Source organism: Fusobacterium mortiferum ATCC 9817 (assembly GCF_000158195.2).
GTDB classification, from domain to species: Bacteria; Fusobacteriota; Fusobacteriia; order Fusobacteriales; family Fusobacteriaceae; genus Fusobacterium_A; species Fusobacterium_A mortiferum.
On the sequence record NZ_GL987994.1, the window covers coordinates 163653 to 180040 of the forward strand.

13 protein-coding genes and 1 riboswitch are annotated in these 16388 nt (G+C 29.1%); of the genes, 8 read left to right on the top strand and 5 right to left on the bottom strand.

Annotation, left to right across the window (positions count from 1 at the left end; translation table 11 throughout):
- Positions 1–16 precede the first annotated feature (16 nt).
- The 4 genes from FMAG_RS10465 (at position 17) to FMAG_RS10480 (ending at position 3331) form a co-directional block, all read left to right on the top strand.
- On the top strand, positions 17–322 hold the full coding sequence (locus FMAG_RS10465; RefSeq protein WP_005886513.1) for a PTS sugar transporter subunit IIB: 306 nt from the start codon (positions 17–19) through the stop codon (positions 320–322).
- A 69-nt stretch (positions 323–391) separates the two neighbouring features.
- Positions 392–1783 carry a Sapep family Mn(2+)-dependent dipeptidase gene (locus FMAG_RS10470; RefSeq protein WP_005886516.1) on the top strand — a complete coding sequence of 464 codons (1392 nt, stop codon included), beginning with the start codon at positions 392–394 and terminating at the stop codon, positions 1781–1783.
- Between the two features lie 11 nt (positions 1784–1794).
- Positions 1795–2403: a copper homeostasis protein CutC gene (locus FMAG_RS10475; protein ID WP_005886518.1), complete on the top strand. Its 609-nt coding sequence runs from the start codon at positions 1795–1797 to the stop codon at positions 2401–2403.
- Between the two features lie 136 nt (positions 2404–2539).
- Complete coding sequence (locus FMAG_RS10480) at positions 2540–3331, top strand: HAD-IIA family hydrolase (protein WP_005886520.1); 792 nt, start codon at positions 2540–2542, stop codon at positions 3329–3331.
- 234 nt (positions 3332–3565) lie between these two features.
- Here the strand turns inward: FMAG_RS10480 and hslU are convergent, their stop codons facing one another.
- Positions 3566–4879 carry an ATP-dependent protease ATPase subunit HslU gene (gene hslU, locus FMAG_RS10485; protein ID WP_005886522.1) on the bottom strand — a complete coding sequence of 438 codons (1314 nt, stop codon included), beginning with the start codon at positions 4877–4879 and terminating at the stop codon, positions 3566–3568.
- A 133-nt stretch (positions 4880–5012) separates the two neighbouring features.
- Here hslU and FMAG_RS10490 point away from each other — a divergent pair, with 133 nt between their 5' ends.
- Positions 5013–5735 (top strand): GntR family transcriptional regulator, encoded by a 723-nt coding sequence (locus FMAG_RS10490; RefSeq protein WP_005886524.1) that lies wholly within the window; start codon positions 5013–5015, stop codon positions 5733–5735.
- Positions 5736–5979: 244 nt separating this feature from the next.
- Here FMAG_RS10490 and FMAG_RS10495 read toward each other — a convergent pair whose 3' ends face one another.
- The 4 genes from FMAG_RS10495 to FMAG_RS10510 form a co-directional block, all read right to left on the bottom strand.
- A complete protein-coding gene (locus FMAG_RS10495) occupies positions 5980–7599 on the bottom strand; it encodes a PTS transporter subunit EIIC (RefSeq protein ID WP_005886526.1) in 1620 nt (539 codons plus the stop codon).
- Between the two features lie 19 nt (positions 7600–7618).
- Positions 7619–10180, bottom strand: a complete 2562-nt coding sequence (locus tag FMAG_RS10500; RefSeq protein WP_005886528.1) for a glycoside hydrolase family 38 N-terminal domain-containing protein — start codon at positions 10178–10180, stop codon at positions 7619–7621.
- A 98-nt stretch (positions 10181–10278) separates the two neighbouring features.
- The gene (locus FMAG_RS10505; protein WP_005886530.1) at positions 10279–10995 is read right to left on the bottom strand and encodes a MurR/RpiR family transcriptional regulator; all 717 of its coding nucleotides are present in this window, start codon (positions 10993–10995) and stop codon (positions 10279–10281) included.
- A gap of 30 nt (positions 10996–11025) precedes the next feature.
- Entirely contained in the window at positions 11026–12351 is a 1326-nt protein-coding gene (locus FMAG_RS10510; RefSeq protein ID WP_005886532.1) for a 6-phospho-alpha-glucosidase, read from the bottom strand.
- Positions 12352–12479: 128 nt separating this feature from the next.
- Here FMAG_RS10510 and FMAG_RS10515 point away from each other — a divergent pair, with 128 nt between their 5' ends.
- The 3 genes from FMAG_RS10515 (at position 12480) to FMAG_RS10525 (ending at position 16112) form a co-directional block, all read left to right on the top strand.
- Positions 12480–13565, top strand: coding sequence for a CdaR family transcriptional regulator (locus tag FMAG_RS10515; protein ID WP_005886534.1), 1086 nt, complete (start codon positions 12480–12482; stop codon positions 13563–13565).
- A gap of 139 nt (positions 13566–13704) precedes the next feature.
- On the top strand, positions 13705–14961 hold the full coding sequence (locus FMAG_RS10520) for a GntP family permease (RefSeq protein WP_005886536.1): 1257 nt from the start codon (positions 13705–13707) through the stop codon (positions 14959–14961).
- 14 nt (positions 14962–14975) lie between these two features.
- On the top strand, positions 14976–16112 hold the full coding sequence (locus tag FMAG_RS10525; protein ID WP_005886539.1) for a glycerate kinase family protein: 1137 nt from the start codon (positions 14976–14978) through the stop codon (positions 16110–16112).
- Between the two features lie 54 nt (positions 16113–16166).
- Positions 16167–16340, top strand: a riboswitch (Lysine riboswitch).
- Positions 16341–16388 lie beyond the last annotated feature (48 nt).

Consider the following 16388-nt stretch of genomic DNA (forward strand, 5'->3'; position numbering starts at 1 on the left):
AGGAGAGTGTTTAATTATGAAAAAAATATTATTACTTTGTGCAGCTGGGATGTCAACAAGTTTAATGGTTAAGAAGATGACAGAAGCAGCAGAGAAAAAAGGAATAGAAGTTGAAATAAAAGCTATTGGACTTGAAAAATTTCAAGAGAACTTAGATACTTACGATGTTTTTCTATTAGGACCTCAAGTAAAATATAAAAAAGCTGAGCTAGAGAAGATAGCAGCTACAGTTGGAAAAAAAGTAGAGGTAATCAATACTGTTGATTATGGAATGATGAGAGGAGATAAAGTTTTAGACTTTGCTCTTGGATTGATGGGATAATATATTAATTATAAAGAGGTTGTTGTATAAAGTTTTGCAATAACCTCTTTCTTTTTAGAGGGAGGTATTATGATAAAAGAATATATTGAGAATAACTTTGAGAAGATATTATCAGATATAGTAGAGATAATAAAGATAAAAACAGTTAAGGAAAAAGCTACAGGAGATGCTCCTTTTGGAAAAAACTTAAAATATGGTTTAGAGAAGACTCTAGAGATAGCTAAAAAATTGGGATTCAGAGTTAAAAATTTAGATAACTATGTAGGTTATGCAGAGATTGGAGAGGGAGATGAGTATATTGCTATATTAGGACACATAGATGTAGTTCCAGAGGGAGATATTTCTAAGTGGAGTGTTAATCCTTATGGTGGAGAGATAAGAGATAATCTATTGATAGCTAGAGGAGCTATTGATAATAAAGGACCTATTATTTCTTCTCTTTACTCTATAAAAGCTATATTAGAAGAGAACCCTGGTTTTAATAAAAGAGTTAGAATAATTTTTGGAACAAATGAGGAGAGTGGAGATGAGGATATAAAATACTATCTTGCTTGTGAAAAGGCTCCTAAATATGCTTTTACCCCAGATGGAAGATTTCCAGTAATTTTTTCTGAAAAGGGAATATATACTTTTTCCTTTAGAAAGATGATAAATTGGAATAAAACAGAAGTATTAGAGATAGAAGCTGGTACAAGATCAAATGTAGTTCCAGAGTTAGGAAGAATAGTATTTAAAAACTCGATTCTTCCAAGATTAGATAAGGGGTTAGAAAGTGTAGGCAAAATATCAAAATGTAGTTTTAATGTAAAAAATAATGGAGATAAAGTAGAAGTTTTTATTGATGGTAAAGCAGCTCATGCAAGTTCGCCAGAGAGAGGTATAAATTCTATCTTAGGAATGTATCTATTTTTAAATGAGATTTTAGAAGAAGATGATTCTTTGAAAAAATTTGCTAAATTTATGTCAAATTATGTTGGAGAAACAACAGATGGAAAATTATTAGGAATTGAAAGTGAAAATAAAGAAACTGGAGATTTGACTATTAGTGCAGGAATAACTAAAAGAATAGATGATTTTATATCTGTAAAATTTAATATTAGATATCCAGTATCAACTACAGAGAAAATTTTAGATGAAACATTAGGTAAAAGGGCTAAAGAAAATAGAGTAATTTTCTTTAAGGAGAATCATAATCCAACACTATATTTTTCAAAAGATTCAGTATTAGTTAAAACTTTACAAGACACATATAGAGAGATAACAGGAAGAGATGAGGAACCAGCAGCTTTAGGTGGAGGAACTTATGCTAAACTTATGCCTAACACAGTAGCTTTTGGACCTAATTATAAAGAATTTAAAGGAAATCCACATAGTTTTGATGAGTGTATGGATTTGAATATGTTAAAAATAGGAATAGAAATTTATGCTAAGGCTGTACTTAGATTGAGTGAGTATATTTAAAGGAGGCGTTTATGATAAGGGAAAAATGTATAGGAAGTTTTTTAGAGGCTCTTGAAGCTCAAGAGTTAGGAGCAGAGAGAGTAGAGCTTTGTGATAATTTAACTGAAGGAGGAACTACTCCATCTTATGGAACAATAAAAATGGTAGTTGAAAAATTGAATATTCCAGCTTTTGTAATTATTAGACCAAGAGGAGGAGATTTTTACTATACTCCTGAGGAGATAGAGATTATGAAAGAGGATATTAAGATTTGTAAAGAGTTAGGAGTAAAGGGAGTAGTAATAGGAGCACTAAATAGAGATAATACTATCAATTATGATGCTATCAAAGATATGATAGATTTAGCTAAACCAATGTCTATAACTTTTCATAAAGCAATAGATGAGTTAGAAAATCCTGTGACAGAAGTAAAAAAATTAGCAAACTTAGGAGTGAATAGAATACTTACTTCTGGGACAAAGGAAACAGCATTAGAAGGGGAAAATATTTTGAGAGAGATGATAAAAGAAGCTGGAGAAGATATAATCATCATAGTAGCTGGAAAAGTTACTAAGGATAATTTAAATGAGATATCTAATCTTATTCCTGCTAAAGAGTATCACGGAAAGAAAATAGTTTAAATAAAAATAGAGGTTATTATAATTTTGAAGATTATATTAGCCTCTTTTTTTTACAAATATTTAACATATTTTTTATTTTAAATTAACATAGACAATTTAAAATAAAACTATATAATAAAGAAAGAAGGAAAGAAAAATGGAAGATAAAGAGTTATATTTATTCGATTTAGATGGAACATTAATATTAGGAAATCAAGTTATTGATGGAGCAATAGAAGCAATTAATAAGATAAGAGAGCAAGGAAAAAAATTAGTAATTTTTACAAATAATTCATCTAGAACAAGAATGCAATATGTAGAAAAATTAGCAAAATTAGGAATAGCTGTGACAGAAGAGGAGATAGTAACAGCAGGATATATAACAGGAAAATATCTATTAAAGAAAAATAAAAGAGCAATATATGTATTGGGAACTGAAAAGTTTAAAGAGATGTTAAAAGAGATGGGACTTATTGTAGTTGAAACCCCTAAAAAGATTGATGGAAAATACAATATAGATGCTGTAGTTTTAGGATTGGATAGTGAACTTAATTATGAAAAAATAAAAACAGTTTGTAAATTATTACAAGACCCAGAGATGACTTATATAGGAGCTAACTCAGATATGGTTTATCCAGTAGAAGATGGAATTTTTTATCCAGATTGTGGAAGTATAGCAAAGATGATTTCCTATTCAACTAGAAGAGTACCTAAATTCTTAGGAAAGCCTTATCACGAAATTTTTGATTATTGTTTAGAAAAAAACAGTGTTTCAAAAGATAAAGTTATAATAGTGGGAGATAGACTATATACAGATATAGCTTGTGGACAAGAAAATGGTTGTGACACTGTATTAGTACTTACTGGAGAAGCTAAAAGAGAGGATTTAATAAATAGCGAGTATCAACCAACTGCAGTTATAGATAGTATAAAAGAACTAAAAATATAATATTTGATATTATATTTTTGTTTATATATAATAAGAAAAGGGCTTGGAATAACCAAGCCCTTTTCTCACTATATAAAACATCTTGGGGAAAGATTTTATGTAATTATAATACCATTTTATTGTGTCAATTGTGTGACATAGTTTCAGAAAAATAAAATTTTTTTATTTTTTTTATCTGAAATATGAATTTTATAAAATTACGAATGTTATTATATTACAATTTAAACAAATTTACTACAATATAAATTTGTCTAAACTTTCCTCTTCGATTTCTTTTTTCAATACTTTTTTAACAAAGTTGATATCTATGCTGATTTTTTTCTTTTCTTTGTAAGGAGCCTCAAACATAATATCTCTTAGTAATTCTTCTACAACAGAAGCAAGTCTTCTAGCACCTATATTTTCTATTTTCTCATTTTGAATAGCAGTTATTTCAGCTATTTTTTCAATAGCTCCCTTTGTAAAGGTAAGTTCTACATTATCGACACTTAACATAGCTTTATATTGTTCTAATAGATTATACTCTACTTCAGTAAGAATTTTTACAAAATCCTCTTTTTCAAGATTTTGCAATTTTACTCTAATAGGAAATCTACCTTGTAACTCTGGCATAAGGTCAGATGGAGAACTTTGAGAGAAAGCTCCAGCAGCAATAAATAGTATGTGGTCTGTTCTTACAGGACCATATTTTGTCATTACAGTACTTCCCTCTACTATAGGTAGGATATCTCTCTGCACTCCTTGCCTAGAAACATCGCCCTTGCCACTTCCCTCTCTTTCAGTTATCTTATCTATCTCATCAATAAAGATAATTCCATTATTTTCTACATTTTCTACTACCTCTTGAGCGAGAGCTTCTAAATCTATTTTTTTCTCAACCTCTTCTTCTAAAAATAAATTTAGAGCATTTAGAACAGAAGTAGTCATCTTTTTTAATTTTCCAGGAAGAGTAGACATCATCTGATCAACAAGTCCACCGATATCTTCACTACCAGATATTACTTCAATAATAGGAATATCATTATCTTTTTTAGGTCTATCTATTTCAATTTCAGTATGGTCATATTTTCCTTCAGCTAACTCTTTTTTTATAATTTCTTTATCTTCATCGTTTAAAGTGTCATAAGGTTTTAAAATTTTAGCTACTCTTTCAATAGCTGCATCAAGAGATGATAATTTTAATAGCCCATATTTTTCCTCTTTCATTTTTCTATATGTAAGAGCTACTAAATCTTTTATAATACTCTCTACATCTTTTCCTACATATCCAACCTCTGTATATTTTGTAGCTTCAACTTTTAAGAAAGGAGCATTGGCTATTTTAGCAATTCTTCTAGCTATCTCAGTTTTACCTACTCCAGTAGAACCTATCAGGATAATATTTTTTGGAGTAATCTCTTTTCTTAAATTTTCATCCTCTATCATTTTTCTTCTATCTCTGTTTCTTAAAGATATAGCTACATTTTTTTTAGCTTCATCTTGTGAAATTATATACTTATTTAATTCTTCTACAATTTTTTTAGGTGTAAGTTCTTTATTTATCCCCATATTCTTCTCCTTTTCTCTATTTTACTAGTATTATATCACTTTCTAATGGGAGTGTAAAGAAATGAGGAACATTAATTTTGAAATACTATTTTTATAAAATTTATGATATACTAAAAAGAAAAGGGTGGAAAAGATGTTAGATAAAAATTCTCTGATTCCTTTATATGTGCAACTAGAAAATTTATTACTAGAGATGATAGAGAGTGGAGAGTTAAAAGTTGGAGATATTATTCCTTCTGAAAATGAACTTTCTAAAAATTACTCTATAAGTAGAATGACAGCTAAAAAAGCGATAGATAATTTAACAATAAAAGGATTTCTAGAGAGAGTAAAAGGAAAAGGAACATTTGTTATAGGAAAAGAAAAAAAGATAGAGTTGCCTCTTAATAGATTGAGAGGATTTACTCAAAAGGTAAAAGAGATGGGATTGATTCCTAAAAATATTGTACCTATTTTAGAAAGAAGAAAGGCTGATAAAAAGTTAGCAAAACTTTTAGGTATAGATGAAAATGAAGATGTATGGTATATGGAAAGAATCAGACAGATAGATGATACTCCGGCTGTATTTGAACAAAGTTATATAGCCATTTCTCTTCTTCCAAATCTCACTAGAAAGGATTTAATGAGCTCAAAATTTGAATATGTAAGAAGTCAAGGCTTAGAGATAAGTGACAGTGATAGAGAGATATCTGCAGAGATTCCAGATGATTATGTAGCCTCTTCTTTACATCTTAAAAGAAATGAGCCTATTCTTTTAGCAGAGTGTATTACTTATTTAAAGGGTGGACAAGTATTAGAGTACTCTACAATTTTTTATAATCAAAAGAAATATAGGTTTAAACTTTATGCTGACTAAAAAAGTATAGAAAAACGAAGCTCTAAAATCAATTTTAAGACCTATTCAAAAGAAAAGAGGTATAAATACATAGGTAAAAAACATGTATCTATAACCTCTTTAAATCCTTCTATAACTTATCCAATCTAGATAGCCATTTTAGCTATTTAGGAACAGTTGTTTTTTATTAATTTCATTTTTATGAAATAGAATTAGAAACTTTTTTAAAAAAATGAAAATCCAACTTATATTTAACTTGAAAATTTTATTTTTTAGAAAATAGATAGTCATCTACTAAGTTTCTCATTTTAGTTACTCTACCACCATAAACAATATGTACATTGTGGTCATCTGGAATAATTATTCCGTTTGGTTTAGATTTTTTAATTAACTCTTGATTAACTTTACTTTTATCTTTAATTTCAACTCTTAATCTTGAGATACAGTTATCTACGTCAACTATATTATCTATTCCTCCTAGTCCAGCTACTATGTCAGCACCTAAACTATTTTCTTGAGAGTTTGTTTGTGATGAAGTAGTATTTTCTGATTTCTCTTCTACCTCTTCAAAGTCACTAGCACTTTTACCAATAGTCATAACATTGAATTTATTGATAATGAAACTGTAGATAAAATAGTAAGTTACAGCGAACATAGGTCCTAAGAAAAGATAGATATACCATTTAGTACTTGTTCCTTGTAAAGTTCCAAATACAAACCAGTCAATTATTCCCCCTTGAATATTTCCAATAGCAGCTCCGAACATAGCTGGAATCATAAATGCTAATCCAGCAAGTACAGAGTTTATTAACCATAGAGCTGGAGAGATAAATATATATGTAAATTCAATTGGTTCAGTGATACCTGTTAATATAACCGCAGTAACTCCAGGTAAGAAGTATCTAATTACTTTCTCTCTATATTGAGGAAGAGCACATTTATATATGGCAAATACAGCAGCAGGCATTCCAAATACCATATGTAATATCTTACCTTGAGCAAGATATTGTGTAGCGTGAGTAGAGAATGGTAGATGATTTTCAAGTTGAGCAAAGTAAATATTTAATGCTCCCACTTGAGTTTGTCCAGCAACTGTTTCCATTCCTCCTAGAGCTGTAAATCTAAATGCTTGATTTAAAATATGATGTAATCCAGTAGGATTGATGGCTTTTTCTAAGAATCCATATAGGAAAACCCCAAGGATATTTAAGTTGGCAATTATACTACCAAATTTCATTATGATATTATTGATAACAGGCCAAATAAATACTAATACCATACCAATAAAAGGCATAATTAAAGCTGTGATAATAGGAACAAATCTTTTTCCACTATAGAAAGTAAGAGATGGATGTAACTCTACCTGTCTAAATTTATTATGTAAGATAACTCCAAAAACTCCAGCAATAATACCACCAATAACATTCATATTATATACAAATATACCTAATACATTTGTAAAAAGTGAATTGTGTAGTGTAGCTTCTACCTCTGTCATTCCTTTAGTTTCTACTAAATATTTTATAGAAGTAGTAGTAGGATTATATCCTTGTAATCCTAATAGATAGTTCATACCAACTAAAAGAGCAACATACCCAACTACAGATGAATATACAGCAACCTCTTTATCTCTTTTAACCATTCCTAAAGGAATAGCCATAGCAAAAAGTAAAGGAAGTTGTCCGAAAGGAATACCAGCTAATTTTCTAATAAACCCTAGAAAATTTTGTATTCCACTTCCTTGAAGAAATGGAATAAATTTTATAATATTAGGATTTTGAAGTGCTGCAGATAACCCTAAAAATATAGCCATAAAAGATAGTATTGAAATTGGAAAAAGTAAAGTTTTTCCAAAGCTTTGTAAATTCTTTTTTAATTCTTGCATAATAACCCCCACCAAAATATTATTTTTCTATTAATAGATTTAAAATCTCTTGAGATTTTATAGAATAAGTTTCAAGTTTTTCAAGTTTTTCTTGGAACATACTGCTTAGATAAACTGTTCTATCAAATTTTAATGTTTCAATCTCTGAACTTGGATTGAAAATTCTAACAAAGATATATTTGTCATCTTCACTCATATTGATAGCACTCACAACACAGTTTCCTAACTCTAAATTATATTTTTTATCAATTTTCTTTAGAGTACTAGGAGAGTTTAAGTTAAATCTATTGAATTCTTTTAATTGATAAGCAAGTACTGGAGTTAAGAATTCTTTAGCTCTTTGACTATTATTTTTTTCTTTTCTTATAAAAGAGAAAGCTAAATTAAAATTAAACTCTATATCTTTAAGTTGATTATCTGGAGTAGGAATCTCTATTCCTGATGGTCTACCAGGTCTATTGATTAGCTCTCTTTTTCCTAGATGAGAGAAAGTTCTAAATAGAGTAATATAGATATTTCCATCTACAACCTCATACTCTTTTAATCCATAGGCAAAGAATGTTCCCTCTTTTTTCTCCTCTTTTAAAGATACATATGAGTTAAATGTCTCTATTGAAACAGGTTTTTCAGCCCATTTATCCTCTTTCCAAATACTTAATTCTTTTTCAAAGAATACAGGTTTATTTACAACACATAGATGAGAGTCTGATTCTACTCTATCAGTTTTTATTTGAGTATTTAATACAGCTCTAAATCTTGTATCCTCTACAGAGTTTTTATGTTTGATTTTTACATTTACTAACTCACTGGTATTTAAAGATATCTCAACTAAAAATTCAACAGTTGTATCTATTTTGTTGTTATCCCTTGAATTTTGATTTTTAGGTAGATTAAATTCTAATGTATAGAAAAGTATCTCTTCATCTTTTCCTTTAAGAGCTTTGATATTTTTTATAGTAGAATTTTTACTATTAAATACAATATCAGTATAAGGTGGAGAGTAATCATAACTATCTCCTCCATCTCCACTAGTTTCTATATAGAAGACATCTTCTAAATATTCACCAGTAGTTTTATTGAAAAGATTTAATTTATTATCTTTTATCTCTAACTTATATAAAGAGTTTTCTATTGAATTCTCTTTGGTTATTTTATTAAGAAGTGCATAATTTTCTCCCTCTTTATAAGTTAGATATTTTACTTCTAAACCATCAATACTATCTACTACAAAAGATACTCTACTCTTAAATACTTTTATATCTAAAAGTCTAGCAGCTACCTGTCTATCTATTAGACCAGCGTCAGTGATCTCTTGCTCTAGTAATAGATAATCTACCTCTTTGTTATCTAAGAAAATTTTGAAATCACTTGTTCTAGTAATAAACTCAAGCTCTACTCTTTCTTTTTCTCTTTTATATGGTAGGCAGTTATACATTGTAATTATATTTTCATTACTATTTTTTCCAGCTAGAGAGATAAGTCTCATATATAACTCTATTTGAGTATCTACTATCTCTTTAACTTGTAAAAGACGTTGCTTTATATCTTGGTTAACTGAATCTGAATTACATCCTCCAATGCTATCATGAGCATGAGTCCCAAAAAGTGTTTTTAAACATTTTTCAAATATTTCATGAGGATAATCTATTTTTAATTCTGTTCCCATTATAGCTAATGGTTCAAGAATATTATAGATTTTATACTCTAATTCAGTATTTAATAATTTTATATCCATTCTTGTAGAGTTGATAGTTCTATGTATTCTAGCATGTTTGCTATGAACTAATTCTCCTTCTACTAATTCTAAATTTTTATCTCTAAGTCCATCTACATATGACTCAAAATCTGTAATTTCAACACTGTCATTAGGATAAAGAGTTTTTAGTTTATTCATAATTTCATGGATATTTTTTTGAATAGGCATCTGGTCATGTCCATTCATTATAAGCCTTTGAGATGTAGCTGAATAGTTATCTAAAACTTTTAAAATTTTATCCATTCTAACTTTTAATTCATCAATATCAGACTCTAAATATTTAGCACCTTGATATCCAGTAGCAAGATTGATTCCAAATATTGTACTTCCATCTATTCCTTTCCAAATGAAGTCAGATTTTTTAGCTTTTAATTCACTAAATCCTCTCCAGAAAAAAGAACTCTCTATTCCAAATTGTTTATAAATTTGTGGCATTTGAGAAGAGTGTCCAAAAGTATCTGGAGCGTATCCAACTTTCATAACATCTCCATATTCTAAAGCTTTTTTCATTCCATAATAAAGGTTTCTTATAATTGATTCCCCATGTACTAGAAGTAAGTCTGTTTGCGTATACCAAGGACCAACTCTTAGAGCACCTCTTTTAACTAGATTTTCTACACGAGTTTTCCATTTAGGAGCAAATTCTATAAAGTCATCTAGCATAACACTTTGTCCATCTAAAATATAGATAATGTCTTCATTCTCTTCCAAAAACTCGATTACTTGGAACATATGGTTTCTAAGTAATACTTGAGTTTCATCTTTAGTAAAATACCATTCTCTATCCCAATGGGTATGCATAAGTATTTTTATCTCTCTATTCATTTATCCTCCTGTTCTATTTTGATATTTTTCTATCGTTATATCTTCAAGAATATTATAATATAGATGATAAAAATACTTCAGTCCATTTTTTGGGATAATTATCCAATTTGAAATCTATTTATTAACTCATTTATCATAATGATCATATGAAGCTGTTGTTCTCTAGCAATTACATTTAGTTTATCTATTGAGAGATTGTGAGTAAAAGAGGAAGATACAATTTCATCTAAAGAGCTATCTTTTTTAGTTATAGCTATAACAATTCTTCCTAATTCCTTCATATTTTTAGCTATATGTTTAACTCTAAGAGTTTCTCCAGAACTTGAGATTATAAAGATGATGAAATCATCAAAGGATTCCATCATCTTTTCTTCACTTATCATAATAGCTTGAAATCCTAAATATAAAAGTTGTCTTTGGAAATAAGCAGCAGTAATTTGTGATGCTCCTAACCCATATAAAAGAATTTTTCTATTGTTTTTTAAAATTTTTATAATATTGTCTATCTCTTCAAAATTTATATTATCTATATAGTAGATTGTATTGTGAATATAACTATTTTTTGAATTTTCCATAAGTTTTAAATCCTCTTCAATTGAGAATTTTAATTCACTAAAACCTCTAAATCCCAATTTTTTACAAACTCTATTGAGAGTAGCTTGAGAAGAGTAAGCTTCTTCACAAAGTTTTATAGCTGAATAATTTGGAATCTCTTTAAAATTTTTCTCTATAAAATCCATCAGTTCCTCTTCACTTCTTGTAAGAGAAATTCTTATCTCTCTAGTTTGTAAAAGATTTATAACTTTATAATTCATACTAATCACCTCTATATAGATAGTATCATATTATTTAAGTACTGGCCAATAATCTTTATTAGCTTCTATTAAGGCATCTAAAATTTTTCTAGCTTTTTTAGCATCTACCACAGTTCTATTTAAAGTAAGTGCTTGTAAAGCTTTAGCATAAGAACCTTCAAACCAAGCCTCTACTGTCAATCTTTCGTAAGCAAATTGTTGCTCAATAAGTCCTTTATAGAAAGTTCCTATCTTACCTACTCCAAAAGGTCTTGGTCCATTTATTCCAAGATTAGCTGCTACCTCTACCATTACATCATCATCAAGATTAGAAATAAGTCCATTATTTTGTACTATAACTATATAGATTCTATTTTCATTGAAAGCTATTGATTCAGCTATTTCAACTATCATCTCTCCATGGGCATCGTTGTGAACTACATTAGAATTTCCCATACTTCCTCTTTTAACAATAGCTCTACACTCTTCAAATACTCTTTTTTCTCTTCCATTCATTACCTCGTTTGCCCTTGTAAATTCTGGATTTAGTTTAGCTCTTTTATACTCTGGATAGTAATAATATTGAAGGTATGTATTAGGCATATAGTCTGGAAAATCTACTAACATATCCCTTACCATAGCGTATGTATCTAGCCAAGATTGGTCTCTTTGCTCAGCATCTGCAGGTTTAAACCCAGATTGTAGCGTAATCTCTTTTAGTTTTGGAACTAAATCATTTCCCTCTTTATCATAGATATTAGTAAACCAACCGAAATGGTTAAGTCCAAAATAAACAGGTTCAAATTCATTAGGATTCATATTAAGTAATCTTCCATAAGACCTTAGAAGATTTACAGGTTGGTCACAGATATTTAAAATTTTCTTATCATTAGGAAAAGCTCTCTTTAAAGCATCAGCTACTATTGCAGCAGGGTTAGTATAGTTTAAAAACCAAGCTTCTGGAGCATATTTTCTTACATTGTTGATAAGATTAATCATATCTCCTATTGATCTCATTCCATAGGCAAATCCTCCAGGACCACAAGTTTCTTGTCCAATAGCTCCTAAACTTAGAGGAATTTTTTCATCTTTTTCCCTCATAGGATATCCACCAGTTCTAATTTGACAGAATACAAAATCAGCTCCAGTAAAAGCTACTTCAGGAGATGTTGTGTATTCAAAATCTAAATTTGGATATTCTTCCTTAAATAAAACCTTTGCAAACTCTCCAATAACCGCTTGTCTTTCTGGATTATTATCAAATAGTACCACTCTTTTTAAAGGAAAAGTTTCTTTTCTTTTACAAAGTGCTTTTAATAATCCTGGTGTCCAAGTACTACCTCCACCTGCAATTGCTACTACAAACTCTTTTTTCATATTAATCTCCTCCTAATATTAATTGTATAGTTGTATATACATGTAGTATAAGATAAAAAAATTAATTTGTCAAGATAGAATAATTAGAATAAAATATAGTAATAAGAATCTAATTAGGAGAAAGAAAGATGGAAATATCAAAAGAATTAGCTCAAAGCATTGTGGTTGAGATGAAAAAAATTATTGATAAAGATTTAAATTTTATAGATAGTAATGGGATAATAATAGCTAGTACAGATGAAACCAGAATTGGAACTTATCATGCTGGGGGGAAACAAGTAATATTAAGAAAAGATATAATAAAAATTAATAGAGATGAAGAGTATATAGGTTCTAGAAAAGGAATAAATTTACCTTTAAATTTTAATGGGGAATTAATAGGAGTAATTGGAATTTCTGGTGAAACAAATGAAGTTGAAAAGTATGGTCAAATTATCAAGAGAATGTCAGAAATTTTAATTAAAGAAGCTTGGATTTTGAAAAGAAATGAAGAAGAAAGTGAAAAGGAAAGAATTTTTTTAGAAACCCTTCTTTTTCAAAATAGTTTTCTTTACAATCCGATTATTTTTTCAGAAACTTTAGAAGAAATTGAAAAGAAAAAAAATGGAGTTATAATTGTAGGAAAAATTATAAAAATTTATGATTTAGAATCAATAAAAAAGATATACGATCCAATAAGAATAAAAGTAAAAAAATATAATGGATACTCTATGCTTAATCAGAATACTATTATAATTTTAGATTTTCATAAAGATAGAGAAAAAATTATAGAACTTTTATCTGAATTTAATAAAAAAGAATTTTTAAGTTTTGGGGTAGGAAAAATAAAGGAAAAAATAGGAGAGTTAAAAGATTCGTATAAAGAGGGAGTAGAGGCACTAGAATGGGGAATAAAATCTAAAAATGAAATAACTTTTTATGATGATCTTGATTTAGAGTTAATTATAAAAAATATAACAAAAAATTTGGCTCAAATATATAAAGAAAAAATTTTTAAAAAACTCACTAATAAGGAGATAGAAGAATATAAAATAATTTTTTTATTATATGAGAAGTATAATGGTTCTCTTAATAAAATAGCAAAAGAGCTTTTCATCCATGTTAATACTCTTCAATATAAATTAAATAAACTTTATGAAAAAACAGATTTGAACATGAGAAATTATAATGATTTTACTAAATTAAAAATAGCCTTTATGCTAAAAGTAGAATAATGTTATATATAATAAAAAAAATAGTGAAATAGTTGCTGAAATATGTTATCTATAATATTGTTTTTTTATCTAAAAAACTATAAAATTAATTTACAGTGTACTAAAAATATAAAAAAATAAGTAAAATAGGAGGGAAATTATGATAACAGTATCAGCGTTAGGGGCAGTTGTTGGACTTATTGTGGCAATAGTTTTAATTATAAAGAAAATAAATCCAGCATATTCGTTAATTTTAGGTTCAATAATCGGGGGATTAGTAGGAGGAGCAAGTGTATCTCAAACAGTTTCCTTAATGATATCTGGGGCACAGGGAATGATACCAGCAATATTGAGAATAATAACAGCAGGTGTTTTAGCAGGAGTTTTAATAGAAACTGGAGCTGCAAGTAAAATTGCAGAGACAATTATAGAAAAATTAGGAGAATCGAAAGCTATAGTAGCGATAGTATTATCAACTATGATTCTTACAATGGTTGGAGTATTTATAGATGTATCTGTAATAACAGTAGCACCAATAGCAATGGCAATAGCTAAAAGAACAAACTTATCTAGAACAGGAGTTTTAGTAGCTATGATAGGTGGAGGAAAAGCAGGAAATATAATGTCTCCTAATCCAAATGCTATAGCAGCAGCTGATGCTTTTAAAATTCCATTGACTTCAGTTATGACTGCAGGGATTATTCCAGCAGTATTTGGAATAGTTGTGACTATAATTGTAGCAAAAATTATTTCTAATAGAGGAAGTCAAATTTTAGATAATGATTTAGGAGATAAAAAATTAGAAAAAAGACCTAGTTTTATAGGTGCAATAATAGGACCAATAGTAGCAATATTTATTTTAGCTTTAAGACCTATAGCAGGAATTTCCATTGATCCATTAATAGCTTTACCTGTAGGAGGGGCAATAGGATGCTTAGCTATGGGAAAAATAAAGCATTTCAATGAGTATTGTGTATTTGGTTTAGGGAAAATGATAGGGGTAGCGATATTATTAATAGGAACAGGAACTCTTTCAGGAATAATAGCAAACTCTGCATTAAAAGAAGTATTAACTAATTTTTTATCAACAACTGGGGCTCCTGCTTATTTACTAGCACCATTTTCAGGGATTTTAATGTGTGCAGCTACAGCTTCAACAACTTCTGGAACAGCTGTTGCAAGTCAAGTATTTGGACCAACAATATTAAGTTTAGGTGTACAGCCAATAAATGCAGCAGCAATGATACATTCAGGAGCAACTGTATTAGACCATCTGCCACATGGAAGTTTCTTTCATGCAACAGGAGGAAGTGTGAATATGGATATGAAAGAGAGATTAACGTTAATACCATTTGAATCGTTAATAGGATTGATTTTAACATTTGTATCAACAATAATCTATGGAATGTTATTTTAAAAAGGAGTTAGAAGATGAAGATAGTATTAGCACCAGATTCATTTAAAGAGAGTATGACAGCAAAGGAAACTTGTATAGCAATAGAGAAAGGGTTTAAAAAAGTAATATCTAATTTAGAGTGTATCCATGTACCTATGGCTGATGGAGGAGAGGGTACAACTCAATCATTAGTAGATGCTACAAATGGAAAATTTTATACTGTTGAGGTAATGGGACCATTAGGAGAGAAAAGAGATGCAAGATTTGGAATACTTGGAGATGGAAAAACAGCGATACTTGAGATGGCAGCAGCCAGTGGATTAGAGCTTGTACCAAAAGAAAAAAGAGATGCTACAATAACCACAACTTATGGAACAGGAGAGTTGATAAAGGCAGCTTTAAGTAAAAATGTAGAGACTATTCTTATAGGAATAGGAGGAAGTGCAACTAATGATGGTGGTGCTGGAATGGTACAAGCATTGGGAGGAAAACTTTTAGATAAAGATGGAAATGAAATAGGTTTTGGTGGTGGAGAGCTATCAAAATTAGATAGGATAGATATCTCTAATTTAGATAATAGGTTAAAAGATGTAAAAATAATAGTAGCTTGTGATGTACAAAATCCTCTTACTGGACCAACAGGAGCTTCTCATATTTTTGGAAAACAAAAGGGAGCTAATGAGGAACAAAGAGAGTTACTAGATAAAAATTTAAAACACTATGCAAAGATAATAAGAAGAGATATAGGAAAAGATGTAGAAAATATTCCAGGAGCTGGAGCAGCTGGTGGATTAGGAGCTGGGCTTATGGCATTTTTATCAGCAGAACTAAAAAAAGGTGTAGATATAGTTGTAGAATATAGTAAATTGGAAGAAAAACTTCAAGGAGCAGATTTAATTATTACAGGAGAGGGAAGTATAGATGGTCAGACTAGATTTGGAAAAACTCCATATGGTGTAGCTAAAACGGCTCAAAAATATAATATTCCAGTAATTGCTTTTGCTGGAAATATAGGGAAGGATATAGATGTATTATATGATTATGGATTTACAGCAATACTTCCAATTCTTCCTAGGGTAGAGAGCTTGGAGAATGCCATAGCTAATGGTAAAGAAAATATAGAGTATATGAGTGAAAGCTTAGGAAGAGTAATTAGTATTTATAAAAAATAGAAAAGTATATATAAAATATATTTTACTTGTAATAACATATGTTATATAATAACGAAAAATGGTAGAGGTGCAATTGACAAGAGTAATATCTCAGAGTTTGACAAACTATGAAGAGATATGAAAGGGGAGATTGCCGAAATAAAAATCAAAGTCAAAGGATTTTTATTGGTAACTCAGATAATATCTGTTTTACTGTCATTGATATTTCAATGGAGAGCTATCTAAAACTATTAGTAAAATTATAGAATGTACTTAAGTTTATATTGTAAATTTTAA